This window comes from Bradyrhizobium sp. USDA 4502, from assembly GCF_054063355.1.
In genome coordinates, this window is the sequence record NZ_JBSSGF010000001.1 from 1,033,141 (window position 1) to 1,057,891 (window position 24,751).

General features: G+C 65.4%; 24 protein-coding genes. 6 read left to right on the forward strand and 18 right to left on the reverse strand.

Annotated elements, in window-relative coordinates; translation table 11 throughout:
- Positions 1-19: 19 nt before the first annotated feature.
- The 3 genes from ACVW1B_RS04660 to ACVW1B_RS04670 form a co-directional block, all read right to left on the reverse strand.
- Positions 20-880, reverse strand: a complete 861-nt coding sequence (locus ACVW1B_RS04660; RefSeq protein ID WP_456821232.1) for a sugar phosphate isomerase/epimerase family protein — start codon at positions 878-880, stop codon at positions 20-22.
- A 3-nt stretch (positions 881-883) separates the two neighbouring features.
- Positions 884-2,230 (reverse strand): MFS transporter, encoded by a 1,347-nt coding sequence (locus ACVW1B_RS04665; protein ID WP_456821233.1) that lies wholly within the window; start codon positions 2,228-2,230, stop codon positions 884-886.
- Positions 2,231-2,356: 126 nt separating this feature from the next.
- On the reverse strand, positions 2,357-3,229 hold the full coding sequence (locus ACVW1B_RS04670) for a phytanoyl-CoA dioxygenase family protein (RefSeq protein WP_316398695.1): 873 nt from the start codon (positions 3,227-3,229) through the stop codon (positions 2,357-2,359).
- 98 nt (positions 3,230-3,327) lie between these two features.
- On the opposite strand from ACVW1B_RS04670, the gene ACVW1B_RS04675 reads away from it, so the two are divergent.
- On the forward strand, positions 3,328-4,338 hold the full coding sequence (locus ACVW1B_RS04675; RefSeq protein WP_092090389.1) for a LacI family DNA-binding transcriptional regulator: 1,011 nt from the start codon (positions 3,328-3,330) through the stop codon (positions 4,336-4,338).
- 210 nt (positions 4,339-4,548) lie between these two features.
- On the opposite strand, the gene ACVW1B_RS04680 is transcribed toward ACVW1B_RS04675, so the two are convergent.
- The 8 genes from ACVW1B_RS04680 to ACVW1B_RS04715 form a co-directional block, all read right to left on the reverse strand.
- Positions 4,549-5,082 (reverse strand): NADH-quinone oxidoreductase subunit B family protein, encoded by a 534-nt coding sequence (locus ACVW1B_RS04680; protein WP_456821234.1) that lies wholly within the window; start codon positions 5,080-5,082, stop codon positions 4,549-4,551.
- A gap of 12 nt (positions 5,083-5,094) precedes the next feature.
- Positions 5,095-6,606, reverse strand: coding sequence for a hydrogenase large subunit (locus tag ACVW1B_RS04685; protein ID WP_456821235.1), 1,512 nt, complete (start codon positions 6,604-6,606; stop codon positions 5,095-5,097).
- An 18-nt stretch (positions 6,607-6,624) separates the two neighbouring features.
- The gene (locus ACVW1B_RS04690) at positions 6,625-8,073 is read right to left on the reverse strand and encodes a hydrogenase 4 subunit F (protein ID WP_456821236.1); all 1,449 of its coding nucleotides are present in this window, start codon (positions 8,071-8,073) and stop codon (positions 6,625-6,627) included.
- Entirely contained in the window at positions 8,070-8,732 is a 663-nt protein-coding gene (locus ACVW1B_RS04695) for a hydrogenase-4 component E (protein WP_016843065.1), read from the reverse strand. The genes ACVW1B_RS04690 and ACVW1B_RS04695 overlap by 4 nt, the downstream gene beginning before the upstream one ends.
- Complete coding sequence (locus ACVW1B_RS04700; RefSeq protein WP_456821237.1) at positions 8,732-9,688, reverse strand: respiratory chain complex I subunit 1 family protein; 957 nt, start codon at positions 9,686-9,688, stop codon at positions 8,732-8,734. The genes ACVW1B_RS04695 and ACVW1B_RS04700 overlap by 1 nt, the downstream gene beginning before the upstream one ends.
- Positions 9,679-11,694, reverse strand: coding sequence for a hydrogenase 4 subunit B (gene hyfB, locus ACVW1B_RS04705; protein ID WP_310881785.1), 2,016 nt, complete (start codon positions 11,692-11,694; stop codon positions 9,679-9,681). The genes ACVW1B_RS04700 and hyfB overlap by 10 nt, the downstream gene beginning before the upstream one ends.
- Complete coding sequence (locus ACVW1B_RS04710) at positions 11,691-11,963, reverse strand: helix-turn-helix domain-containing protein (RefSeq protein WP_253603054.1); 273 nt, start codon at positions 11,961-11,963, stop codon at positions 11,691-11,693. The genes hyfB and ACVW1B_RS04710 overlap by 4 nt, the downstream gene beginning before the upstream one ends.
- A 165-nt stretch (positions 11,964-12,128) precedes the next feature.
- Positions 12,129-13,028, reverse strand: a complete 900-nt coding sequence (locus tag ACVW1B_RS04715) for a CHAD domain-containing protein (RefSeq protein ID WP_233475682.1) — start codon at positions 13,026-13,028, stop codon at positions 12,129-12,131.
- A gap of 303 nt (positions 13,029-13,331) precedes the next feature.
- Here ACVW1B_RS04715 and ACVW1B_RS04720 point away from each other — a divergent pair, with 303 nt between their 5' ends.
- The 3 genes from ACVW1B_RS04720 (at position 13,332) to ACVW1B_RS04730 (ending at position 15,593) form a co-directional block, all read left to right on the forward strand.
- Positions 13,332-13,766 carry a MarR family winged helix-turn-helix transcriptional regulator gene (locus ACVW1B_RS04720; RefSeq protein WP_057015246.1) on the forward strand — a complete coding sequence of 145 codons (435 nt, stop codon included), beginning with the start codon at positions 13,332-13,334 and terminating at the stop codon, positions 13,764-13,766.
- Positions 13,767-13,843: 77 nt separating this feature from the next.
- The gene (locus ACVW1B_RS04725) at positions 13,844-14,611 is read left to right on the forward strand and encodes an enoyl-CoA hydratase-related protein (RefSeq protein ID WP_028334453.1); all 768 of its coding nucleotides are present in this window, start codon (positions 13,844-13,846) and stop codon (positions 14,609-14,611) included.
- Positions 14,612-14,723: 112 nt separating this feature from the next.
- The gene (locus ACVW1B_RS04730; RefSeq protein ID WP_456821238.1) at positions 14,724-15,593 is read left to right on the forward strand and encodes an aldose 1-epimerase family protein; all 870 of its coding nucleotides are present in this window, start codon (positions 14,724-14,726) and stop codon (positions 15,591-15,593) included.
- Positions 15,594-15,604: 11 nt separating this feature from the next.
- On the opposite strand, the gene ACVW1B_RS04735 is transcribed toward ACVW1B_RS04730, so the two are convergent.
- The 4 genes from ACVW1B_RS04735 to ACVW1B_RS04750 all read right to left on the reverse strand — a co-directional run bounded on the left by ACVW1B_RS04735 (position 15,605) and on the right by ACVW1B_RS04750 (position 19,827).
- Positions 15,605-15,805: a hypothetical protein gene (locus ACVW1B_RS04735; RefSeq protein WP_456821239.1), complete on the reverse strand. Its 201-nt coding sequence runs from the start codon at positions 15,803-15,805 to the stop codon at positions 15,605-15,607.
- An 83-nt stretch (positions 15,806-15,888) separates the two neighbouring features.
- On the reverse strand, positions 15,889-16,890 hold the full coding sequence (gene trpS / locus ACVW1B_RS04740) for a tryptophan--tRNA ligase (protein WP_456821240.1): 1,002 nt from the start codon (positions 16,888-16,890) through the stop codon (positions 15,889-15,891).
- A 227-nt stretch (positions 16,891-17,117) separates the two neighbouring features.
- Complete coding sequence (locus ACVW1B_RS04745; protein ID WP_057015250.1) at positions 17,118-17,966, reverse strand: Npun_R2479 family HD domain-containing metalloprotein; 849 nt, start codon at positions 17,964-17,966, stop codon at positions 17,118-17,120.
- 1,126 nt (positions 17,967-19,092) lie between these two features.
- The gene (locus ACVW1B_RS04750) at positions 19,093-19,827 is read right to left on the reverse strand and encodes an SDR family NAD(P)-dependent oxidoreductase (RefSeq protein ID WP_310881790.1); all 735 of its coding nucleotides are present in this window, start codon (positions 19,825-19,827) and stop codon (positions 19,093-19,095) included.
- Between the two features lie 196 nt (positions 19,828-20,023).
- On the opposite strand from ACVW1B_RS04750, the gene ACVW1B_RS04755 reads away from it, so the two are divergent.
- Together ACVW1B_RS04755 and puuE are read left to right on the forward strand one after the other, a co-directional pair.
- Complete coding sequence (locus ACVW1B_RS04755) at positions 20,024-20,437, forward strand: DUF3830 family protein (RefSeq protein ID WP_016843084.1); 414 nt, start codon at positions 20,024-20,026, stop codon at positions 20,435-20,437.
- Between the two features lies 1 nt (position 20,438).
- Complete coding sequence (gene puuE / locus ACVW1B_RS04760) at positions 20,439-21,377, forward strand: allantoinase PuuE (RefSeq protein WP_456821241.1); 939 nt, start codon at positions 20,439-20,441, stop codon at positions 21,375-21,377.
- Between the two features lie 215 nt (positions 21,378-21,592).
- Here the strand turns inward: puuE and ACVW1B_RS04765 are convergent, their stop codons facing one another.
- The 3 genes from ACVW1B_RS04765 to ACVW1B_RS04775 are packed head-to-tail and all read right to left on the reverse strand — an operon-like array spanning position 21,593 to position 24,751.
- Positions 21,593-23,125: an ABC transporter ATP-binding protein gene (locus tag ACVW1B_RS04765; protein ID WP_456821242.1), complete on the reverse strand. Its 1,533-nt coding sequence runs from the start codon at positions 23,123-23,125 to the stop codon at positions 21,593-21,595.
- Positions 23,122-23,805 carry a biuret amidohydrolase gene (gene biuH, locus ACVW1B_RS04770; protein ID WP_225643493.1) on the reverse strand — a complete coding sequence of 228 codons (684 nt, stop codon included), beginning with the start codon at positions 23,803-23,805 and terminating at the stop codon, positions 23,122-23,124. The genes ACVW1B_RS04765 and biuH overlap by 4 nt, the downstream gene beginning before the upstream one ends.
- Before the next feature lie 19 nt (positions 23,806-23,824).
- Positions 23,825-24,751 carry an ABC transporter permease gene (locus ACVW1B_RS04775; RefSeq protein ID WP_018270387.1) on the reverse strand — a complete coding sequence of 309 codons (927 nt, stop codon included), beginning with the start codon at positions 24,749-24,751 and terminating at the stop codon, positions 23,825-23,827.

Here is a 24,751-nt window from a genome sequence, read left to right on the forward strand (position 1 = left end):
CCGCCGTGGCTTGCTTGAATCAATGTGGGAGCGCGCCTTGCGGCTCGTTCGCGATACGATCCCACAGCGCGCGGATCATGTCCTTCATGACCAACGCGTCCTGCCAGCGGTCGGACAGTTCCCTGCCGTCGGGCCCGGTGATGGCATAGGGCGGGGGACCGAGCTCGCACAGGAAGGTCAGGGTCGCGTCGGGACCGGCGCGCTTGCGCCAGGAGCGGATACCGTAGTCCCACCAGCCCATGAACAGCGACACCCAGCCCTGGTGTTGCGGAAAGCCGAGCGAGATCTGCACCTGCTCGCGGCTCGCGATACGGCCATGGATGCCCCAGGCATTGTCGAGGATGCGATGGATCATCGCGTGGTTGACGTCGTCGACCGGCCAGGCGAATTCGCGGCCGACCAGATAATGCGAGAGATCGGCGGTAAGCCGCAGATCGGGAAAGCAGTCGAGCAGGTCGAGCATGAAGAACAGGTCGGTCGTCATGCGGTCGCGATGGGTCTCGACATGCACGGCGACGCCGGCCTCGGCGGCAAGCCGCCGCCAGCCTTCGAGCAGCGGAATGCAATCCGCGAGCCGGCGCGGCCGAACGTCCGGCTGCAGGTTGACATGATCGGTGCCGAGCCGGGCGACCAGCTCGAGCACCGGCTTCAGGTCGTCGACGCTCTTCGGGTAGCATTGCGCCTGCCAGATCATGCCATGCGCGCGAAGGAAGCTCGTCGCCTCGCGCGCAAAGACAGGATCGATGAAGCGCACGCCGGCGCCGTCAAACCCGGCATCGCGGATCATCGCGAGCTGGGTTTGCAGCGGCCATTCGCCCTCATCGGCCAGCCGTCGCTCCATCGCCCAGAGCGACTGCAGGACGCGCAGTTGCTGCGCCACCGGTCAGGCCCGCGCCGGGATCGCCGTGGGCAGCTCGGCCTGTTCGCCTTCGTCGGCGGCGATGTTCTCCTGGTAGGTCTCGGGCCCGATCCAGATCGCAACGACGGTGCAGGCCGACAGGAACATCGCGTAGCAGGCGACCGGCCACCAGGTGCCGTAGGCCGCGACCAGTGCGGTGGCGACGAACGGTGCCGGGCCGCCCGACAGCAGCGAGCCGAGCTCGCGGGCGAAGGCAAAGCCCGCGAAGCGGCGTTGCGGCGGGAACAGCTCGGCGAAATACGCCGCCTGCGGCCCGAACATCGCCGCCGTTACCACGGCGCGCGCCAGGATGAAGGCGAGCGCGATCATGATCCACTCCTTGGTGCCGACCATCCAGAAGAACGGGAAGGCGAGCGCCACGCCGGCCAGCGCGCCGAACATGTAGACCGGCCGCCGCCCGATCCGGTCCGACAATGCCGCAAAGCCGAGGATCGCAAACAGTTCGACCGTGAATGCCAGCATCAGCGCGCTGAGCGCCTCGGCTTTCGGCACGCCGAGCGTGGTGATCACGTAGCTCAGCCCAAACACCGGGAAGAAATAGCCGAGCCCGTTCTCGGCCATGCGGGCGCCGAGCACGACGAAGAAGTTGCGCGGGTGTCGGCGCAACGCTTCCATCGCCGGATTGCTCTCGACCTTGCCGCGCGCGACCACCGCCTCGGTGTAGACCGGCGTCTCGGTGATGCGCATGCGGACGAAGATGCCGACCACGATCAGGAGGAAGCTCGCCAGGAAGGGCAGGCGCCAGCCCCAGCTCATCAAATCCTCGCGCGGCAGCATGGTCACCAGCGCGAAGGCGCCGGCCGCAAGCAGGTTGCCGACGGAGACGCCGAGCGGCGCGAAGCCGCCCCAGAAGCCGCGATGCTTCGGCGGTGCGTTCTCGACCAGATAGATCACCGCGCCGCCATATTCGGCGCCGGCGCCAAGGCCCTGGATGACGCGCATCGCGACCAGGAGGATCGGCGCCCAGACGCCGATCTGCCCATAAGTCGGCAGGAAGCCGATCGCGGTGGTGCCGATGCCGATCATCAGGAGCGTGGAGACCAGCACCGGCTTGCGGCCATAGCGATCGCCGAGGATGCCGAACAAGAGGCCGCCGAACGGCCGCACCACGAAGCCGACGCCGAAGGTCAGGAACGACAACAGCGTGCCGACCGCCGGATCGCTCTTCGGAAAGAACAATTCGCCGAACACCAGCGCCGCTGCGGTGCCGTAGAGGAAGAAGTCGTACCATTCGAGCGCGGAGCCGATGCTTGCGGCCAGGATCACACGCAGGCGCGATGTGCGAGCGCCATCTCTTGCCATCTCGGTCATTCGTTTCCCCGTTGTTTTGGTTTTTATGGTCGTTTTGATCGGGCACGATCTCCGCGTTTGTCGCGGCGGATCGTGCTCGTGAAAGCAGCAATGCCCGCGGCCTGGCCGCGGGCATTGTGGTCGGTCTTAAGCGGCGCGCGTGAAATAGGATTTCTTCGACGCCGACTGGGTCTCGTAGATCGATCCTTGCCGCTTGGCCGGCGGCAGCGGCATCCGCACCGGCACATCGGTGAGCCGCGGCGCGACCACCGGCGGACCCGCCAGCAGGCGGCTGTTGAATTCGTCGAAGTCCTTCACGCCCATCAGCGGCCAGGCGTCGCTGGCAGCCACTTCATAGAGCAGCAGGTTGCGCGGCCGGTTCGATGTGTTGGTCGCCGAGCCGTGCAGCGCGCGCACGTGATGGAACGACATGCTGCCGGCCTTGCCCATGCAGGGTACCGCGCGCTTGATGTCGTCCTGAATCTGGTCGGGATCGATCAGGCCTGCGAAGTGGCCGTCCTCGCCGTGATGATCCCACATCGTGGCGCCGGTGTGCGACCTCGGCGTCACCAGCATCGGACCGTTCTCGATATCGCAATCGTCGAGCAGCACGCCGATCGCGAGGATGTCGTCATTGGTGTGCGGATAGAATGCCCAGTCCTGATGCCACTCAACCGGCGAGCCGTATTGCGCCGACTTCATGTTGAGCTTGGAGCCGTGCAAGCGAAGGCCGGGGCCGATCAGCTTGGTGAGGATCGAGATCACGGCGGGGCTGCGCACGATCTCGTCGAAGATCGGGTGCACCTTGTGCGGCGCCTTGATGCGGCGGACGCGCGGATTGTCAGGCGAATGGCCCGGCTCGAGGTCGTAGACGTCGGTGTGCTCGCTCACGCTGGCGGCGCCGGCCACGAGCTCCGCGAGTACCGTGCGCACCTTCGCCAGGGTTTCCTGGTTGAGCACCTCGGGGACCACGATCACCCCGTCGCGCTTGTAAGCCTGGGCCTGTTCGTCCGAAATCATGCCGTTTCTCCCTTTTTGTTCCATGTTAGCGCTAACATGAGGTTATGCTAGCGCTAACATCATGGCTTGGCAACCCGGAATCGTGCAGGCTCCGGCCCATGAGCTCCGAACTGACCGCCCCCGGGACCGGCCCGGCCGGTGCCGCGCCCACCCTTTCAGAGGTGGCCAAGCGCGCCGGCGTTTCCTCGATCACGGTGAGCCGGGTGGTGCGGATGCCCGACCTGGTCGCCCCGGAGACCCGGGCGCGGGTCGAGCAGGCGATGCGCGACCTCGGCTATATCCCGAACCTGGTGGCGGGCGCGCTGGCGAGCGCACGGACCAATTCGGTCGGCGTGCTGGTACCGACCATCGCCAACTCGATCTTCGCCGACACGGTGCAGGGCCTGTCCGACAAGCTCGAGCCGCTCGGCTTCTCCGTGATCCTGGCGCAGTCGCGCTATGACGCGGAGCGCGAGGACCGCATGCTGGCGGCGCTGCTGTCGCGGCGGCCCGAGGCGATCATCATGGTCGGCTCGCCGGCGACCGAGGAGGGCAGCCGCCTGCTGCGCAATGCGCGCATCCCGATCGTCGAGACCTGGGATCTGCCGGCAAACCCGATCGACGCGGTCGCGGGCTTCGACAATTACAAGGCCGGTGTCGCCGTCGCGAAGCATCTGGTCGCGCAGGGCCGCAAGCAGCTCGCCTTCATCGGCGGCGACGATCCGCGCGGCACGCGCCGCTGGTTCGGCTTCAGGGACGAGGCGCTGGCCAGCGGCCTTGCCGAGCCGCGCCGGTTGATCCTGGACCGCAAGGATTCCGGCAGCGTGGCGGCGCATGCTCGCCTGCCTGGTGTCGACGCGGTGTTCGCCGCCAACGATGCGCATGCGATCGGCTTCATGTCCGGGCTGCGCAAGGCCGGGCTGCTGCGCGACGGGCCTGCATCGGCGCAGCCGGTCGCCGTGATCGGGCTTGGCGATCTCGAAATGGGCCAGTTGATCTCGCCGACCCTGAGCACGATCAGCGTGCACGGCGACGCGATCGGCCGCACCGCGGCGACGCTGACGCTGGAGCGCGGCGGCGAGCGCCGCGTCGATCTCGGCTTCGAACTGGTGCTGCGCGACAGCGGCTAGTGTGCTGAATGCGAAGTTCGTGTGATTTCGCGGCAGCCACTTTCACGAACTTCGCATTCATAAAGCACACTAAAATCATAAGTTTGCTAGTGTCCTTATCGAATCCGAAGTTCGCTCCGAAGGTGCGGCAAATGATGCGAACTTCGGATTCGGGACACTAGCGCGCCTCGCCCACGGTGCGGGCGGAGGTGCTCGTCTCTTTCCGTGCTTTCACCTTGTCGCGACCCCGGCGTCGACCGCCTCGAGCAAGGTCACCAGGCCCCGCAGGATGGCGATCGGCGAAGGCGGGCAACCCGGAATGTGGAGATCGACCGGAACAACCGCGGAGACCCCGCCAACCACGGCGTAGCTGCCGGCGAAGCATCCGCCATCCCTTGCGCAATCGCCCGCAGCGACAACCCATTTGGGATCTGGCGTCGCACGGTAGGTGCGCTCCAGCGCCTCACGCATGTTCTTGGTGACCGGACCCGTGACCAGCAGCACATCGGCGTGACGGGGCGAGGCAACGAACCGGATTCCAAACCGTTCGACGTCGTAATACGGATTGCTTAACGCGTGTATTTCCAGCTCGCATCCGTTGCAGGAGCCTGCATCAACCTCGCGGATCGAGAGGCTGCGGCCGAGGCGTCGTCGTGCGGTGTGGCCGACGGCAGCCGCCAGCTCCGCGAGCGCAGCGTCATCGGGGCGCGGCGCTTGCTCCGTCAATGGCTGGCGAAACAGGCTCTGGAACAGAAGTTTGCGCATCGCCTCAAGCCCTCAGAGATCCTGCCCGGAATAGGAGCAGTTGAACGACTTATTGCAGAGTGGGAAGTCCGCCACGATGTTGCCTTCGATGGCCGCCTCGAGCAGCGGCCACTGAAACCACGACGGATCGCGCAGATGGCATCGCTCGATCCGATCGCCGTTCAGGCGCAGCCAGGCCAGGATGTCGCCGCGGAAACCTTCGACGAGCGCCATGCCTTCGCAAGGCTCCGCCGTATTGTGCAGTGGCACTTGCACCGGGCCGGCCTCGAGGCCGATCAGGATCTGGTACGCCAGCGCGAGACTCTGCTCAACCTCGCGGATCCGGATCCAGACCCGGGCGTTGACGTCGCCGTCGCTCAGGACGGGGACTTCGAAGCGGAGGCCATCATAGGGGAGATAGCCGGGCTTGCGTCGGGCATCATGATCGCGGCCGCTCGCGCGCCCGACATAGCCCCCGGCGGCGAATTGCCGGGCGAGCGTTGGAGCAACGATGCCGGTGCTGACGGTGCGGTCCTGCAACGAGGCAGTGTTGTCATAGAGCTCGACCAGCGCAGGGAAATGCCGGCGGATCTGGTCGAGCGCGGCCCGGATCGCGTCGGCTCCATGGCCGGCGATATCGCGCGCGACGCCGCCGGGAACGATGAGGTCGCGCATCAGGCGGTGGCCGAATGCAGCGTCGGCCGCGCGCAGCACGGATTCGCGTAGCACGGCGCAATGCGCCTGCATCAGCGCAAACGACGCATCGTTGCAGATCGCGCCGATATCGCCGAGATGATTGGCCAGCCGCTCGAGTTCCGCCATCAGCGCGCGCAGCAACAGCGCGCGCGGCGGCACGGCAATCCGCTGCGCGGCCTCGACGGCTTGCGCGAACGCCAGCCCACAGGCGACCGTGCTGTCGCCGGAGACCCGGCCGGCGAGCCGCGCGGCCTGCTCGATCGTGCTGCCCGCCATCAGCCCTTCGACGCCCTTGTGGGTGTAGCCGAGCCGCTGCTCGAGGCGGACGACCGTCTCTCCGCTCGCGGTAAAGCGGAAATGCCCGGGCTCGATGATGCCGGCATGCACCGGACCGACTGCGATCTGATGCAAGCTGTCCCCCTCGGCCGGAAGGAATTGATAAGGCGCGGCGTCCGCCGATGCATCGCGACGTTCGCCGAGCGGGAAGCGCGTTTGCCAACGGCCGTGATCGAGCCAGGGACGGGAATCCGGTGTGTCTGTCGCCTGCAATCCGAACAGGTCGTGCAGGGTGCGCTCCAATCGAAGCGCCGGCGGATGATGGGCCGCAACCGAAGGAAATTGGCGATTGGGACAATCCAGGCTGATCACGCCGATATCGGACGTGCGGTCGTCGAGGACGGCCATGTGCACGCGCGACGGCTCGCCCCACAGCCCGAGCAGGCTCAGGCCGCCATCCGCAAGCGCGTGAGCGGCGGCGCGCCAGGTATCGCCGTCGACCACGGCGCGCGGCCATGGATGATGTCGTTCGATCCTGTGGCCCGCCCGGATCAGATCGATCAACCTCGGCATATCCTGCTCTCCCTCGCGCTAACCCAGCAGGTTGGCGACGTGCTGGAACCAGACGACCAGCGGTCCCGGAAGGTAGATGCCCGCAGTCAGCACCAGTGCGAAATGCGCGAACATCGGCAAATAGGACGCATCCGCCGGCGCGGCATTGCCGCGCGGCTCGCCGAACGCAAGGCTGGTCAGGCGCAGGATCAGCGCGCCGAAGGCGAGCAGCAGGCCGAACACCAGCGGGATGGCGAGCAGCGGCTGGCGCGCGAAAGTGGAGCTGACGATGAGAAATTCGCTCATGAAGATACCGAGCGGCGGCAGGCCGGCGATCGCGACCACGCCGATCACGAGACTCCAGCCGAGTGCCGGATGCGTCTCGGTCAGGCCGCGAATGTTGGCGATCCGCTGCGTGCCCTTCACCTGCGCAATGTGGCCGACCGCGTAGAAGATTCCCGACTTGGTGAGGCTGTGCATCACCATGTGCAGCAGGCCGGCAAAGTTGGCGAGCGGGCCACCCATGCCGAACGCAAACACGATGATGCCCATGTGCTCGATCGAGGAGTAGGCGAACAGCCGCTTGATGTCGCGGCGGCGGTAAAGCATGAAGGCCGCGAACAGCAGCGAGGTCAGCCCCATCGTCACCATCAGCGGGCCCGGCGATATCGCATCCGGATTGGCGGCGAGCAGGATCTTGAAGCGGAGCACCGCGTAGAGCGCGACGTTGAGCAGCAGGCCGGAGAGCACGGCGGAGATCGGGGTCGGGCCCTCGGCATGCGCATCCGGAAGCCAGGCGTGCAGCGGCGCCAGGCCGACCTTGGTGCCGTATCCGAGCAGCAGGAAGATGAAGGCGACGTTGAGCAATGCCGGGTCGAACGTCGCCGCACGGCTGATCAGCACCGTCCACACCATGGCATCCTGACCCTCGCCGACCACCGGCAGTGCGGCCATGTACACCAGGATCGTACCGAACAGCGCCAGCGCGATGCCGACGCTGCCGAGGATGAAGTACTTCCAGGCCGCTTCCAGCGCCGCATGGGTCCGGTAGATGCCGACCATCAGCACGGTGGTGAGCGTCGCGACCTCGACCGCGACCCAGATCAGGCCGATATTGTTCGACACGAATGCGAGGTTCATGCCGAACATCATCACCTGATACATGGCATGGTAGAATCGCAGATAGCCCGGCGTCAGCCGTCCGGTTTCGAGTTCATGGGCGATATAGCTGGCGCTGAACACGCTCGTGGTGAATCCCACGAAGGTGTTGAGCACGATGAAGACGATGTTGAGATCGTCGATCAGCAGGTACTGGCCGGGTTGCGGGCGCTCGGCCACGAGCAGCGAAAGCGCGGCCAGCAAGGTGCCGAGACTGGCCAGGACATTGAGGCCCGCGGTCAGCCGGTAACCGGGCAGCGCGGCCAGCACCGCCGCGGCGGTGATCGGTATCAACAAAACCCAGGTGACGGCATCCGACGCGGCAGTCATCGGCGCTCCCCCCTGAATTCATCGAGCGCGCCGACGTCGACGGTGTCGAACCGCTCACGAATGCGGAACAGGAACACGCCGATCACGATGAATGCGATCAGGATCGAGAAGGCGACGCTGATCTCTACGACGAGCGGCATGCCCTTGGCGCCCGTCGCGGCCAGCACCAGGCCGTTTTCCAGCGACATGAAGCCGACGACCTGGCTGACGGCGTTGCGCCGCGTCACCATGACGAGCAATCCCAGCAGCACCACCGACAGCGCGAAGGCGAGGTCTTCCCTTGCCAGCGGATCGGCGGCGCCGGTGACGCGCAGCATCAGCACCATGGACAGGGCGACGAGCCCCATGCCGGCAAGCATGGTCGGGCCGATGCTCACCGCGGTCTCGATATCGCGATGAATGCCGAGCTGCTTGATGATCCGATGCAACGCCACCGGGATGACGATCGCCTTGAAGACCAGTGCGATGGCCGCGGTCACGTAGAGATGCGGCGCATTCTGGATGAAGGCCTGCCAGGCGACGGAAGCTGCGAGCACCACGGCATGAAGTGCGAAGATGTTCAGCAGCGCATACAGGCGGTCCTGGTACAGCATCATGAAGCTGATCAGCACGAGCCCGCCGGCGAGCAGATGGGCGATGTCGAAGGCGAGGTTGTGCATCAGAAGCCCCGTGACACGAACCGAAGCAGCGTGCCGAGCAGGCCTAGCATCAGCGCCGCGCCGAGGAATTCGGGGACGCGGAACACCCGCATCTTGGCCGTCGCGGTCTCGAACACGGCAAGGAGGAAGCTCGCGACCGCAAGCTTGAGGATGTAGGCGGCAACGCTCACCAGATAGGACAGCGGGCCCGCGCCTTCGGTGGTGATCTGCCACGGGAAGAACACGCAGATGATCAGCGAGATGTAGAGCAGCAGCTTGAGGAAGGCGCCGAACTCGATCATGGCGAGGTGGCGCCCGGAATATTCGAGGATCATCGCCTCGTGCACCATGGTCAGCTCCAGATGCGTCGCCGGGTTGTCGACCGGGATGCGGGCGTTTTCGGCGAGCGCCACCATGATGAGGGCGATCATCGCCATGCCGAGAGAGACGCGCAGTCCGACTTCCGACGACGCCATGAAGGTCGCGACCGTCGACAGCTGCGTCGAGCCGGCAATCAGCGCGACGCAGAACACCATCAACAGCATGGCCGGCTCGGCGAGCGCGGCAATCATCACCTCGCGGCTGGAGCCGATGCCGCCGAAGCTGGTGCCGACGTCCATGCCGGCAAGCGCGAGGAAGAAGCGCGCGCTGCCGAGCAGGGCGACGATCGCGATCAGGTCGGCGCTCCAGTTGAATTGGAGGCCGGTCGCGAATGTCGGGGCCAGCGCCGCCGCGACCCAGATGGCCGCGAACGTCACATAGGGCGTGACGCGGAACAGCCAGGACGCGTTTTCGGCGAGCACGACCTCCTTGCGCAGCAGCCGCAGCAGGTCGCGGTAGGGCTGGAAGATCGACGGTCCTTTTCGCCGCAACAGCCGCGCCTTGATCTTGCGCACGACGCCGGTCAGGAGCGGCGCGAGCATCAGCACAAGCGCCATCTGGCCGAGCTGAACGAGGATGTCAGAGATCACGACCATATCGCGAGCGCCAGCAGCAATGTGACGAGGGTTGCGAACACCAGGCTGAGGTAGCGGCGGATGGTCAGGAACTGGAGCTGGTTCAGCCGATCGGCGAAGAACCACACGAGGTCAGTCACGGGTGTGTAGAGCCGCTCCCAGACCAGGTCGTGCATATCGACCCTGAGGCGGGCCGGCCGCAGTTCGCCCGGCGCAGGCATGTCGACATGCTCGCGGGCCTGGAAAACCAGCGTGCCGAACACGCGGCGGATCGGCTGCACAAAGCTCACGCCGGAATACTGCGCCGCCGGTGTCGGGTCGGAGAAGCCGCAACCCCAGGCCGGTCCGCGCCGGATCGCGCGCGACGCAAAGCGATGGATAAAGTACACCGCGAGCGACGCCGCGGCGGTGATGAAAGCAAAGACGAGCAATCCGTTGTAGGAACTGCGGCTCTCCTCGATCGGCACGATCGAGAGCCAGGGATCGTCCGCCTGAAGCGGCATCCGGTGGCCGATCACGGTCTGCGCGACCGGCGAAAGCGCGTCGATCACCAGGCCGGGCAGAATGCCGGCGAGGAAGCAGAGCACGGCAAGGCTGAACATCGCGGCGAGCGAATAGCGATCGACTTCGCCGGCGGCTTCCGCGGCCGGGCTCCGCGCGCGGCCGAGGAACGTGATGCCGAAGGCCTTGACGAAGCATGCGGCGGCGAGCGCCGCGGCCAGCGCCAGCAAGGCGCCGACCGCGGGCACCATGATCTTCAGCAGCCATTGCGGCAGGTCGGGGCTCTGCAGGACGGCCTGAAACATCAGCCATTCCGACACGAACCCGTTGAACGGCGGCAGCGCCGAGATCGCGACGCAGCCGACCAGAAAGACGAAGCTCGTGAGCGGCATGCGGTGGATCAGGCCGCCCAGCTTCTCCATGTCGCGTTCGCCGGTCGACGTCAGCACCGCGCCGGCCCCGAAGAACAACAGGCTCTTGAAGAACGAATGGTTGAGCACGTGGAACAATGCGGCCGTGAAGGCGAGGGCGGCCGCGAGGCCAAGGCCGTTCGCCTGAAATGCCAGCGCAAGGCCGAGGCTTGCGAAGATGACGCCGATGTTCTCGATCGTGCTGTAGGCGAGCAGGCGCTTGAGATCCTTCTCCATCAGCGCGTAGAGGATCCCCATGACGGCCGTGGCGCCGCCGAGGATGAGAACCGCGACACCCGCCGACCAGCTTGGCGGCCCGAGCAGATCGAACACGACCCGGATGAATCCGTAGATCGCGACCTTCGTCATCACGCCGCTCATCAGCGCCGAGACATGGCTCGGCGCGGCGGGATGAGCCAGCGGCAGCCACACGTGCAACGGGATCAGGCCGGCTTTCGACCCGGCGCCGAGCAACATCAGCGCGAGCACCAGTGCGGCTTCGGACGGGGTGTGCTGGGCAGCGCGGATGGCCGCAAAGCTGTAGCTGCCGCCCGCTCCCGCCAGCAGGCCGAAGGCAAGCAACAGAGCCAGCGTTCCGAAGCTTGCCATCACGAGATAGACGTAGCCTGCGCGGGCATTATCCGCGTCACGGTGATGCGCCATGACGAGCGCCCACGAGGCGAGCGACATGAATTCCCAGCACAAGAGGTAGGTGAACGCATCGTCGGCGAGCACGACGAGATTCATGCCGGCCAGGAACGCCGGGAAAAAGGGAAGGATGCGCTGCGGCGCGGAATCGTGGCTGCCGTAGCCGAGGCCATAAAGACTTGCGGCCGCACCGCCGAGATTGACCACGACGAGAAAGAATGCGGCGAGCGCATCGAGGCGGAAATGCGATCCCAGCCAGGGCAACCCGATCGGCAGAGCCAGTTCCGTCGCGCTGGTACGGGAGATGAGCGAAATCATGGCCCCGGCCAGCGCGATCAACGAAATCGCGAAAGTCGCGCCGTAGACGATGGCTGTCGATTGGCGCGATCTGCTCGTTGCAATCGCGAGAGCGGTCGTTCCCAGCAGGGCGGCTACACACCAGATCTGCTGAGTGACCGCCGGGATCATGTCCGCACCTTCGGTGAGCCTGATCCGGCCTTCAATCGCACCCCGCGGCCGCCGCCACTGCTGACGGCGCCCTCATTGATGACCTCGACGCCGGCTGTGCCGAGCGCGTCGATCAGTTTCACGAGCGAGTCGACGTTGCCGCGAATGGTTCCTTCGCTCGCCTCCATCCGCTGGATGGTTGGCACCGAAAGTCCGGACAGTTCGGCGAGCTGCCGTTGGTCGATGCCGAGCAAGGCCCTGGCCGCTCGTAGCTGCGCCGCGGTGATCATCGATTGATGGCCGTCGATGTGAGAGTCGCGTCTATTTGAATGTCATTTATGCACATCAAGTAATGATGGCACAAGGGCAATAAGTGATGTTTTATACATCATTCCTAGGCGCAGTCGTCAACGCGAGCGGTATCCGCGCGCCGACGGAGTTGCGCTGATGCGCGTTCAGTCGGAGATTTTTCGATAGACCGCCGCGGCGTGGCGCAGCAGCCGGCTCTTGCGCTTCCGTTCGTGCACGCGCTGGTGCTTGGCCTTGCGCTCGTGGGCGCGCTGCGCGGGTGCATCGACGCTCTCGAGCAGCCCGCGACGGACCTCGTCATCGTTCAATTCGCCGAGCAATTGCTGTCCCTTGCGCAGATGCTTCAGGATAATCCGCCATGACGCGTATTCGTCGGGAGGCAAGCCGCCCTCCGAGAACTCGATGGCGTAACGCAGCCGCTTGCTGGCGAGACGGACGCGGTGGCGCTTGTTCTTGCCCATGCCTTGCAGCCCGCGGCTCTTCTGGCACAGCTTGCCATGCCATCGCGCCAGCCGCCGCGCGTGAAACACCGCGACCGGCACGGCTCGCCGCTGCGCGGCGCGGGGGTCCTGCCGCGTGGTCCAGGGGCCGCTGCCGACCCAGTCCCACATGCCGTCGAACCATCGCCAGTATCGATCGCTTTGCAACGCCTCCTTGAGCGCCTCGAACGCGTCGGTTCGCGCCGTCTGGAGCATGCCTTCTTCAGGCAGGCCCTTGCTGTTCTCGATCGCGACGTCGAGGTCGCGCGTGGCGCCGAGATGGGCGCTCAGCCATCTCAACTCGGATTTCAGTCGCGTCCATTCGGTGTCCGCCACCATCGGCCCATAGAAGGCGATCGCCGCCTTCAGCCGCGTCAGCGCGATACGGGTCTGGTGCAGCGCGGCGGAATCGCCGGAACTTATGGCCTCGTGATTGGTGGCGACTTCCTCGAGGCATTCGGACAGGATCAGGCGAAACGCGGTCTCACAGCGCATGGCTTCGCTTAGATGGCGCGGCCGCTTTGGGCGGACAACACGCTCCTTGGCCGGACTTGCCGCTAACGTCATGACACTCTCGTGACCCCGCCGGTGCCGCAACGCAACCGGGCGGCTCCCGGGTGGGAAGATTTCCCGTTTGATCGATGTCGATCAAGGATTTTCTGCTGGGCCGCAGTGCGACGATCCAGCGACAGGATCAAAATGTCGCAATCAACCCGTTGGCGGGAGCTCATTCCAGTCGATATGCAGGCCGGGCTTTTGAGGGAACACCATGGTTTCCGGCCCGACCAGCCAGCGGACTTCGCCGCAGCGTCGGATATTTCGTGCACGAAGTATCTTGATATTTCGCGTACGAAATATATAACGGACGGCATGAAAGCGGAACACCGGCTGATCTTTCTTCTGACCGTGGCCTATCGCCGGTTGCAGCGCGCCATCGAGCAGGAGACGGCCACGCACGATCTGACGTCGGCCCAGGCCGGCGTGCTGTTCTTTCTCGGGCGCAATGACGGCGCGCTGATCGGCGACGTCTCGCAGGCGCTCGACATCGTGCCGTCGGCGATGAGCGGCCTCGCCGACCGGATGGAACGTGCAGGCCTCGTGAAGCGCCGGCGCGATGGCGAGGACGGCCGCAGCCAGCGGCTCCACCTGACCGCGGCGGGGCAGGAGTTCGGCAAACGCGCCGCAACGCGGACCAGGGCGATCAACAACCGTCTGATGGACGGGTTCTCGGACGCGGAGATCGACGTGGTGTCGCGCTGGCTGACCAGCCTGCAAGACAAGTTTCCGAAAGGCAAGGACAGCTAGAGCGTCTTCAAGCGAAGTGGCTACCGGTTCGCGTGAAGAAGACGCGTCAAGCAAGAACCGAGCAACAGGAGTGAAGCATGAGTGAAGTGGTCGTAGTGCTGGACGGCGGTGTCCTCACCGTGACGATGGCGCGCCCGGACAAGAAGAACGCGATCACCAACGCGATGTATGGCGCGATGGCCGATGCGCTCGAGCGCGCGGAGGGCGATTCCGCGATCCGCGCCGTGCTGCTGCAGGGCGACGGCGACAGCTTTACCGCGGGCAACGATCTCGCCGATTTCGCGGCGGTGTCGCGCGGCGTGCAGGGCGAGCGCCACGTGACGCGCTTCCTCGCCGGACTTGCCAAGGCGACGCGGCCACTGGTTGCCGCCGTGCAGGGCAATGCGGTCGGCATCGGCACCACCATGCTGCTGCATTGCGACCTCGTCTACCTCGCGCCGACCGCGCGTCTGATCACGCCGTTCGTCAATCTGGCGCTGGTGCCGGAGGCGGCCTCGACCTATCTGCTGCCGCAGCGCATCGGCTATGCGCGGGCCTATGCGATGTTCGCGCTCGGCGAACCGGTCGAGGCGGAGACGGCGGTCTCGATCGGCCTCGCCAACGCGGTCGTGCCGCTCGCGGACCTGCGTGCCAAGGCACGCGCGGCGGCGGACGCGCTGGCGAAGCGGCCGTTCGGCTCGCTCCAGCACACCAAGGCGCTGATGCGCGACCCCGCCAGGATCAGCGCGCAAATGGCGCGCGAGGGCGAGATCTTCCAGGAACGGCTGATGAGTGCGGAAGCGCGCGAGGCCTTTGCCGCCTTTGCCGAGCGTCGCCAGCCCGATTTCTCCAAGATTACCGGTTAGGCCACGGAGCGTGGCCCGCCACGCGTGGGCGGCGCTATTGCTTTGGGGTTGACGGCCTCGCCGGCTTCGAACATCTCCTGTCGGGGCATAGCGCAACCCGGCGAGGCGAGGCGTGAGCGACAGTCACACGCTGCGCGGCGAAGGAATCGCCGCGACCATTTCGGCGCAGGGCGCCGAATTGTCGTCGCTCAGAAATGCCGACGGGACCGAACTGTTGTGGCAGGCCGGCCCGCAATGGCCGCGCCATGCGCCCATCCTGTTCCCGATCGTCGGCCGCTTGAAGAACGATACGCTGCGCCACAACGGCAAGACCTATCCGATGACGCAGCACGGCTTTGCGCGCGACCGCCGCTTTGCCTGGGTGGAGCAGGGGCCCCGATCCTGCAAGCTCGCGCTCACCGACGATGCGGAGACGCGTGCGCGCTATCCCTTCGCGTTCAGGCTCGAGGTCACCTATACCGTTGATGGCGCCGATCTCGACGTCGCCTTCGACATCGTCAACACCGGCGCCGAGACACTGCCGGCCTCGCTCGGCGGTCATCCCGCCTTCAACTGGCCGCTGCTTCCGGGATTGGCAAAGGAAGCCTACGCGCTGACCTTCGCGAAGGACGAGCCGACGCCGATCCGGCGACTTGAGGGCGGGCTGATGCGGCCGCAGGCCGAGCCCTCTCCGATCAGGGGCAGGGTGCTGGCGTTGTCCGAGCAATTGTTCGACGACGACGCCATTATCCTCGATCAGGTTGCGAGCGCGTCGGTTCGCTTTGCTGCTGCGCAGGGGCCCGCGATCGAGGTGTCCTGGCGCGGCTTTCGCGAACTTGGTGTCTGGTCGAAGGTCGGCGGCGCGGCGTTCCTCTGCATCGAGCCGTGGCACGGTTTCGCCAGCCCGGTCGAATTCGATGGCGAGTTCGCCGGCAAGCCCGGCCTCATGCACATCGCGCCGGGCGCGCGGCAGTCACTGGGCTATCGCATTCGCGTGAGCTGACGAAGAACAGGTTAATGTGCGCGGGGGCTGAGCGCACTGGTGATCGCGCCGACCGATGGCGGGTTCTCGTTCGCCCAGGCCTCATGCGCGGCCAGGTCGCGGTAATGCTCGGCCATGCGTAGCAGCCGCTCGCTGATGCCGGCTTCTTCCTCGCTCTTGGCCTGATCGGTCAATTGCGCGGCGCGTTCGAGAAGCGTTTTCGGATCGATCACGACAGGCTCCAAATCCGGTTTTCGCCAAGCGGACAACTGCTACAGGCAAGCAAAGTTCCTGCCATGGTTTGATGACAGCGCATTCAGGGCTGGAACACGCCGAGCCCCGCCATCACATCGCGCTTGGTGCGCTCGGTGATCTCGCGGGCTTTCAGGGTTCCGCGCCGGATCACGTCAGCGACATGGTCGCGATTGCTTGCCAGCTCGGCGCGCCGGGTCCGGATCGGTGCGATCAGGGCTTGCAGGATGTCCTCCAGCCGCCGCTTGACGGCCGCGTCGCCGAGACCGCCACGCCTATAGCGCGCCTTCAATTCCTCGACGGCGTGGTGATCGTCATCGAACGCGTCGAGATAGCTGAAGACGACATTGCCCTCGACCTTGCCGGGGTCGCCGACGCGCAGATGATCGGGATCGGTGAACATCGCGCGCACCGCAGCCGTGATGTCACCGGGCGAGGCCGAGAGAACAATCGCATTGCCAGCGGATTTGCTCATCTTCGCGCGCCCGTCGACGCCCGGCAGCCGTCCCGCGCGCGGTATGACGGCCACCGCCTCCTGCAGGAGCGCACGACCGGCGAGCGCGTTGACACGCCTGATGATCTCGTTGGTCTGCTCGATCAGGGGAGCCTGGTCCTCGCCGACCGGCACGACGGTCGCCCGAAACGCGGTGATATCGGCGGCCTGCGCCACCGGGTAGCACAGGAAGCCCGCAGGGATGTCGCGTCCGAATCCGCGGGCGCGGATCTCGTCCTTGATGGTGGGATTGCGCTCCAGCCGCGCGACGGTGACAAGGTTGAGATAGAGCATCGACAATTCGGCGAGCGCCGGAAGCTGCGACTGCAGGCAGATCGAGGTCCGTTCGGGATCGATGCCGACGGCGAGATAATCCAGCGCGACCTCGATGACGTTGCCGCGGACCTTGCCGATGTCGTGCGCGTTGTCGGTCAGCGCCTGCATGTCGGCGAGCAGCAGGTATTGTTCATGGCTGTCCTGAAACGCGAGGCGGCTTCTGAGCGAGCCGACGTAATGGCCGAGATGCAGCGGCCCGGTGGTGCGGTCGCCGGTGAGGATGATCGGTTTGGTCACGGCTTATCTCCATTCGGTTGAATGGGGACACCGCAGGCGGGCTGGATGAGGTGAAAGAAAAAGGCCGCCCAATGCGGCGGCCCCGAAATGCATGAACGCGTTCGGCCCGCCTGTCAGTCGGCGAGCCACCAGAGATTGGCGATCAGGATCGAGCGGTTCATGGCGTGAGGCGTAAGGCGATCGAACGAGCGGGTCAAGACGGCATAGCCAGTTATTCTTCCACCCGGCTATGCTCGAGTAATCGCTCCCCGGTGCTCCTCCGAGAACACGTGCGCATAAAGGTTGGCGATCCATTGCTTACCTTCCTGCGTGACCCGCAGATATCGAAGTGCGTCGCCGATATAGGGGCAGACGGCCTTCCAGAAGAAAGCAGGGTACGCTGCGCGTAGATCATCGGGAGTCTGATATCCGAGTTTCTCGCTTGCGCCAGTCTCCTGAAATTCGGCAAACAAGGCTGACGTCTTCCGCAAATAGTCAATGTCGGCCAACTGGCCGATCAAATCCGCGGCACGAAGCAGGCCGGGATAATCCGCCGTACTGGTATGCTCCTCTTCCCCCGGGACCGGAAAGCGCGTGTGCTCGATGTTCGCTTCGATTTCCTTTGTGTCGATGGAGGTTAAGCTCACCTTGCCGAAACGCTCGCGGACAAAGAGCTTGGATCGTGTCACATGATAGGGGGTCAAGGATGCGTCCGTGGCTCCAGCAGATATCCGGACGCGATCACCGTTTTCGTTACAAACATAAAGTCCGTCCCGGTCGCCTCGACATACCCCGCGTACATAGCCGATGTCGTGGCATAAGAGCGAAATCATGAAATGGAGCCAGTCGCGCGGCCTGACGCCGCCTTCGCTCGTATGCTTCCCGAGTAAAATGTTCTGTCCGACCAACGTCACCATGATGGTGTGGTTCATGTCATGGTAGGCCGCATCGCTATTGGCAATATTCTCCAACGCGAGGCGCCCAACGAAACCGATGATGTCCGGATAGGCGGGCTCGAGGATTCCGTAGATTTGGCCGTATGTACCCTTAAGCTGATCGACAAACGCTTGGATGACAATTTGAGTTGGGTTGAACATGATCGCCTCCAATGCGCGGATGCTATGCCGGTTTGGGTATTTCGTCACCGGGTTGTTGGTCCCGCGAATTGGGCCGGAGCCTGGTGGCCCGGAGGCCTGTCGAGCCCTGGTTTGGGGGCTACCCGGGATGAGGTAAGGCTGAACCACCGCTGATGGCCCATCGCGATCAATGCACCCGACCGCCAAACGGTCCGCTGTGAGGTGCATACCGGATCTTACCGAGACCGGGGCCAAACGGTCGCGATTGGACAAGAAGCGGGCAGTGGGGCCAGTAACGAGGGTGGACCGAAGCGCGCATGTATCCGCCCATGGCTCCCAACTTCCGTCAATTTTTGATCGCCATGTCAGATGTGGAAATTCTTGTCGAAGCGTGGCGATAGGAGTCACGCAATCAATGCTTTCATTCCAGGTGATTTGCAGGACGAGTAATGAAGAACGCAACACTGCTTGCCCTTGGTTTATTGACGGCGGGAGTTTGGTCACAAGACAGCGCGAGATGTCAGACCTCGCTTTCCCCTCCGCTTTCGCTTGCGCCGCCGCCGTCGGACGAGGGATCGGCATCGCCGGCTGCAACCAACAGCGTCTGGCCGCCGCCGGCGACCGCTAAGAGTTCGGTACTGCCCCGAGCCGCCAAGGAGTCTTTGCCACGCTCCACTGCCCCACGATCTGCCACTGTCGAACACACGCCGGTAGAGTCAGGCAGCGCTTCGCCAGCACAGGTGATCGACAGGTCGCCGCCGTCGGCTGGACCGGTCCCCGATTACGATGGTTTTAGCGTCGGCATCGACGACGACACGTCAAGCCGGACGACGCGACCCGTCAGGTCACACCGGGCAAAGCAGCCCAAGCTCGATCAAGAAGCGGATCGTGTCTCTCGGCAGCAATCGGTCGATCCCGGGGACGATGACAAACTAAAGGGCAAGCTTACGATTTGCCGCGGTTGCAAGTAGCAGGCACCACTCCGGGCGGACATTTGAATTGGCCCGTCATCTTGCGGGACTCTTGCCATGCAAGAGTCCGGAAATGGCCCATCGCGACATGTTCCGATGCTGCACAAATGACCGCTATAAGGACAACGCGGACGTAAGCTTCATCGCATGACGCCACTGTGTTTATGGTACGTGCCCTAGTTGAACGCCATGCCGCCGCTCATCGCGATGGTCTGTCCGGTCATGTAGGGATTGTTGACCAGCAGCATCACGGCCTGTGCCACCTCTTCCGCTGTGCCGAAGCGGCCGACCGGGATCCGGCTGACCAGCTCGCTCTGTCCCCTCATCATGTCGGTCTCGATCAGCGACGGCGCGACGGCGTTGACGGTGATGCCCTCCTTGACTAGGCGCGCGGCATAGCCGCGGGTCATCCCCTCCATCGCCGCCTTGGATGCGTTGTAGTGCGGCCCGATCGAGCCGGCGCCGCGCGCCGCGCCGGAGGAGATGTTGACGATGCGGCCCCATTTTCGGGTGCGCATCATCGGCAGCACCGCTTGCGTGCACAGGAACGCCGATTTGAGATTGACCGTGATGGTGCGGTCGAAATCCTCTTCGGTGAGGTCGTCGACACCCCTGACGATCGCGATGCCGGCATTGTTGACGAGGATGTCGACCGGGCCGAGCTCGGATTTGGCGCGCTCGACCAGCGCGGCCACGGCGGCGGCTTCCGAGACGTCGGCGGCGATCGCGACGGCGCGGCCGCCGGCGGCGGTGATGCCCTTCGCCAGCGTCTCCGCCTCGGCCGAGCGCTCGCGATAATTGATGGCGACGGCGGCGCCGGCATCCGCCAGCATCTTGACGATGGCCGCGCCGATGCCGCGCGATCCGCCGGTCACCAGCGCCACATGTCCGTGCAGACTGCTTGTTGTCATCAAGGTCACCCTGTTCGACGTCCCCTCGCAGGCTCGCAAACGGGAAGGCGCGGCGCAATGCAACTCTGCTCAAATCTGCGTTGAAGGCCGCCGCGCGGCGAAAAACCGGCTTCCGGGGCCGGAATCGGCCTTGCGTCCGGCCCGGGCCGGCGGCAATGGTTGGGACATCACTTCTTAGCCCACCCACGAGAGATCGATGAGCAAACTGATTGTCCGCGCCGGCGAGTTCACCTTTGACGCCCGTTTCGAGGAGCAGCTGGCGCCGAAGACGGTCGCCGCGTTCCGCAAGGCGATGCCGTTCGAGAGCCAGGCGATCCACGTGCGCTGGAGCGGCGAGGGCGTCTGGATGCCGCTCGGCGATCTCGACTTCGGCGTGTCCTACGAGAACCACACCAGCTATCCGGCGCCGGGCCAGATCATCCTCTATCCGGGCGGCATCAGCGAGACCGAAATCCTGCTCGCCTATGGCGGCGTGCATTTCGCCAGTAAGATGGGCCAGCTCGCCGGCAATCATTTCATCACGCTGACCTCGGGGCTGGAGAACCTCACCGCGTTCGGCAAGACCGTGTTGTGGAAGGGCGCGCAGAACATCCGCTTCGAGGAAATCTGATGTGACCGAGGCCCGCTATCCGCGCGATCTCCGCGGCTACGGCCGCAATCCGCCCGATCCGAAATGGCCCGACGCGGCGCGCATCGCCGTGCAATTCGTGGTCAATTTCGAGGAGGGCGGGGAGAACAACATCCTGCACGGTGATCGCGCCTCGGAAGCGTTTCTGTCCGACGTGCTCGGCGCGCAGCCCTGGGTCGGCCGGCGGCACGCCAATATCGAGACGATGTTCGAATATGGCGCGCGCGCCGGCTTCTGGCGGCTGTGGCGGATATTCACCGAGCGGAAGCTGCCGGCCACGGTGTTCGGCGTCGCGATGGCGCTGAAGCGCAATCCGGACGTTGTCGCCGCGATGCAGGAGGCGGGCTGGGACATCGCAAGCCACAGCCTGCGCTGGGTCGAGCACAAGGACATGTCGGAGGACGAGGAGCGCGAGGAGATCGCCCGCGCCATTGCCGTGCATGCCGAGGCGACCGGCGCGCGGCCGCTCGGCTGGTACACCGGCCGCTCCTCAATCAACACGCTGCGGCTTTTGATGGAGGCGGGCGGCCTGCGCTATCTCTGCGATTCCTATGCCGACGATCTGCCGTACTGGATCAAGGCAACCGGCACCGAGCCGCATCTCGTGATCCCCTATGCGCTCGATGCCAACGACATGCGCTTCATCAACGCGCAGGGCTTTGGCGGCGGCGAGGAGTTCTACAGCTACCTGAAGGACAGTTTCGACGTGCTCTATGCCGAGGGCGCAACCTCACCGAAGATGATGTCGATCGGTCTGCATTGCCGCGTCGTCGGGCGTCCCGGCCGCGCCGCCGCGCTGATGCGCTTTCTCGACTACATCCAGAAGCACGAGCACGTCTGGGTGCCGACGCGGCTTGCGATCGCCGAGCATTGGCACGCCAATCTGAAGCATCTCGCCGAGCAGGCGTTCGAGATCGGCTAGGCGATCGTTAGCGGGCCGCTGCCTCCTCGCCTCGCCCCGCTTGCGGGGAGAGGCCGGAACGCATCGACAGATGCGTTCCGGGTGAGGGGGAGTCTCCGCGAGTCCAGCTGCCGCCATTTGCGCGGAGAGAGCCCCTCACCCCAACCCTCTCCCCGTAAGAACGGGGCGAGGGGGCGCAGTGCCGTTGCGGGCACCATCCGCCCTTTTCTTCGACCTCAATGCCCTGCCATGTGCCGGCCGATCTCGGTGAGGTCGGCCTCGCTGGCGCGGGCCTCATGCACGAACGCGCCGTGGAACATCACGACCAGCCGGTCCGACAGCTCCAACAGCTCGTCGAGATCCTCACTGACCAACAGCACCGCAGCGCCGCGGTTGCGGGCGGCCATGATCTCGGCGTGGATCTGCGCCACCGCCGCGAAGTCGAGTCCGAAGCAGGGATTGGCGGCGATCAGCACCTCGACGTCGCCCGACAGCTCGCGCGCCAGCACCGCGCGCTGCACATTGCCGCCCGACAGCGCCGCGATCGGCGTCTCCGGCGTGCGGGTCTTGATCTTGTAGCGATTGATCTTGCGCTCGGCGTCGTTGCGGAAGGCCGAGCGGTTCAGCCACCAGCCGCCGCGCGCGAACGGGGCACGATCGAATTCGCGGAATGCGATGTTGTCGGCGACGCTCATGCCGCCGACGCAGGCGTTCTTCAGCGGCTCTTCCGGCAACAGCGACATCCTGTGGCGCCGCATCTCCGCGCGGCTCGCCGCATAGGTCTCGCCCTGGACGCGGATCGCGCCGCTCTCGGCCTCGCGCTGGCCGGCCAGGACCTCCACGAGCTGGCGCTGGCCGTTGCCGGACACGCCGGCGATGCCGACGATCTCGCCGCTTTTCACGGTCAGCGATACGCCGTGCACGGCGATCGCGCCGGCATCGTCAAGCGCGGTGAGCCTGTCGAGCTCAAGCCGCGGCGCGCCGGTCTCGCCGGTGCGCGGCGGCTGCACCGTCAGCTGTTCGGCGCCGATCATGGTGCGGGCCATCTCGTCCGGCGTCAGCTCGGCGACCCGGCCGGTGCCGGCAAGCTTGCCGCGACGCAGGATGGTCACCTCGTCGGCAAAGGCCATCACCTCGCGGAACTTGTGCGTGATCATCAGGATGGTGAGCTCGCCCGCGACCACCATCGCGCGCAGCATGCCGAGCACCTCGTCGGCTTCGCCCGGCGTCAGCACCGAGGTCGGCTCGTCCAGGATCAGGAAGCGCCGCTTCAGATAGAGCTGCTTGAGGATCTCGCATTTCTGCCGTTCGCCGGCGGAGATATCCGAGACCTTTGCGTCGAGCGGCACCTTGAACGGCATCCGCGCCAGGAAGGCCTCCAGCTCCTTCTTCTCCTTGCGCCAGTCGACCACGGCAGGCACGTCGTCGCGCGCCAGCACCAAATTCTCGGCAACCGTCATCGCCGGCACCAAAGTGAAGTGCTGGTAGACCATGCCGAGCCCGAGCGCATGCGCGTCCTTCGGATTGGCGATCGCCTGCTGGCGGCCGCCGACAATGATGTCGCCTTCGGTCGCGTGGTAGTAGCCCATAATGCATTTGACGAGCGTGCTCTTGCCCGCGCCGTTCTCGCCGAGCAAGGCGTGGAACGAGCCGGGACGCACCTTGAGCTCGACATTGTCGAGCGCTGTGAAGTCGCCGAACCGCATCGTCATGGCGATGGCGTCGACGCCGAACGCGCCTGATGGTGCGGGCGGCTCGCCGATGATCACGACAGCGCCCCGATCAGGTCGGCGGATCTGGTCACCGCGCCGAACACGCCGCCCTGCATCTTGATCATCTTCAGCGCGTGATCGTGATTGCCCTTGTCGGTCGCGCCGCAACAGTCCTCGACCAGCACGCATTCGAAGCCGCGGTCGTTGGCCTCGCGCATCGTGGTGTGGACGCAGACATCGGTGGTGATGCCGGTCAGCACGATGTTCTCGATGCCACGCAGCCGCAGCATCAGCTCGAGGTCGGTGGCGCAGAACGAGCCTTTTCCGGGCTTGTCGATGATTGGCTCGCCCGGCAGCGGCGCGAGGTCCGGAATGATTTCCCAGCCGGGTTCGCCGCGCACCAGGATGCGGCCGCAGGGGCCGGGGTCGCCGATGCCGGCGCCGATCTGGCGCGAGCGCCAGCGCTTGTTGGCTGGCAGGTCGGCCAGATCAGGCCGGTGCCCCTCGCGCGTATGGATGATGTGAAAGCCCTGCGCGCGCATTACCGCGAGCAGCTTCCTGATCGGCTCGATCGGCGCCCGGGTCAGCGAGAGGTCGTAGCCCATCTTGTCGACATAGCCGCCGACGCCGCAGAAATCGGTCTGCATGTCGATGATGATGAGTGCGGTATTCTCTGGCCGCAGATCGCCATTGTAGGGCCAGGCGTAGGGCTCGGACTTGATGAAGCGCTCGGGCATGAAATGATCTTTCGAGATGCTATCGGGTGATGGACAATTCGGCGGGTGCGCCGGTCAGCGTGCGCTTCGGCGAGCAGGTGATGATCATGATCGCGAGCGTCAGGATGTAGGGCGCGGCGTTGAACAAATGATAGCCGGAGGTGATGCCGACCGATTGCAGCGCGGGCCCGAGCGCGGCGGCGCCGCCGAAGGCGAGCGAGGCCCACAGGCAGAGCATCGGGTCCCAGCGCGCGAAGATGACAAGCGCCACCGCCGTGATGCCCTGTCCCGAGGAGAGGCCTTCGTTCCAGCTGCCCGGATAGAACAGCGACAGGAACGAGCCGCCGATGCCGGCGAGGAAACCGCCGACCATGGTGGCGCGCAGCCGGATCAGCAGTACCGAATGGCCCATCGCGCGCGCCGCATCGGCGCTCTCGCCGGCGGTGCGGATCAAGAGGCCCCAGCGCGTGGTCCTAAAGGCCCAATAGAGCAGCGGCGCGATCGCGACGCCGATCAGGAACAGCACGTTGATGCGCAGCGCCGCGCGGACCTGCGGGATGTCGCTCCACCAGCCGAAATCGATCGCGGGCAGCCGGGCCGCCGTCGGCTCGATCAGCGGCTTGCCGAGGAAGAACGCGAGGCCCGTGCCGAGCAGCATCAGCGCGATGCCGACCGCGATGTCGTTGACCCGCGGCAGCGAGCAGATCCCGGCATGCAGCGCGCCGAACAGCGCGCCGGTGATGCCGGCCGCGAGCACGCCAAGCCACGGCGAGCCCGAGAGATAGGAGATGCCGTAGGCGCTCATCGCGCCCATCACCAGCGTGCCCTCGAGGCCGAGATTGATGCGGCCACTTCGCTCGGTGATGCACTCGCCGAGGCTGACGAACAGGAACGGCGTCGAGACGCGGATGGCGCCGCCGAACACGGCCAGCGGAACGGTCCAGAGCCCGAGCGATGCGTCCGCCAT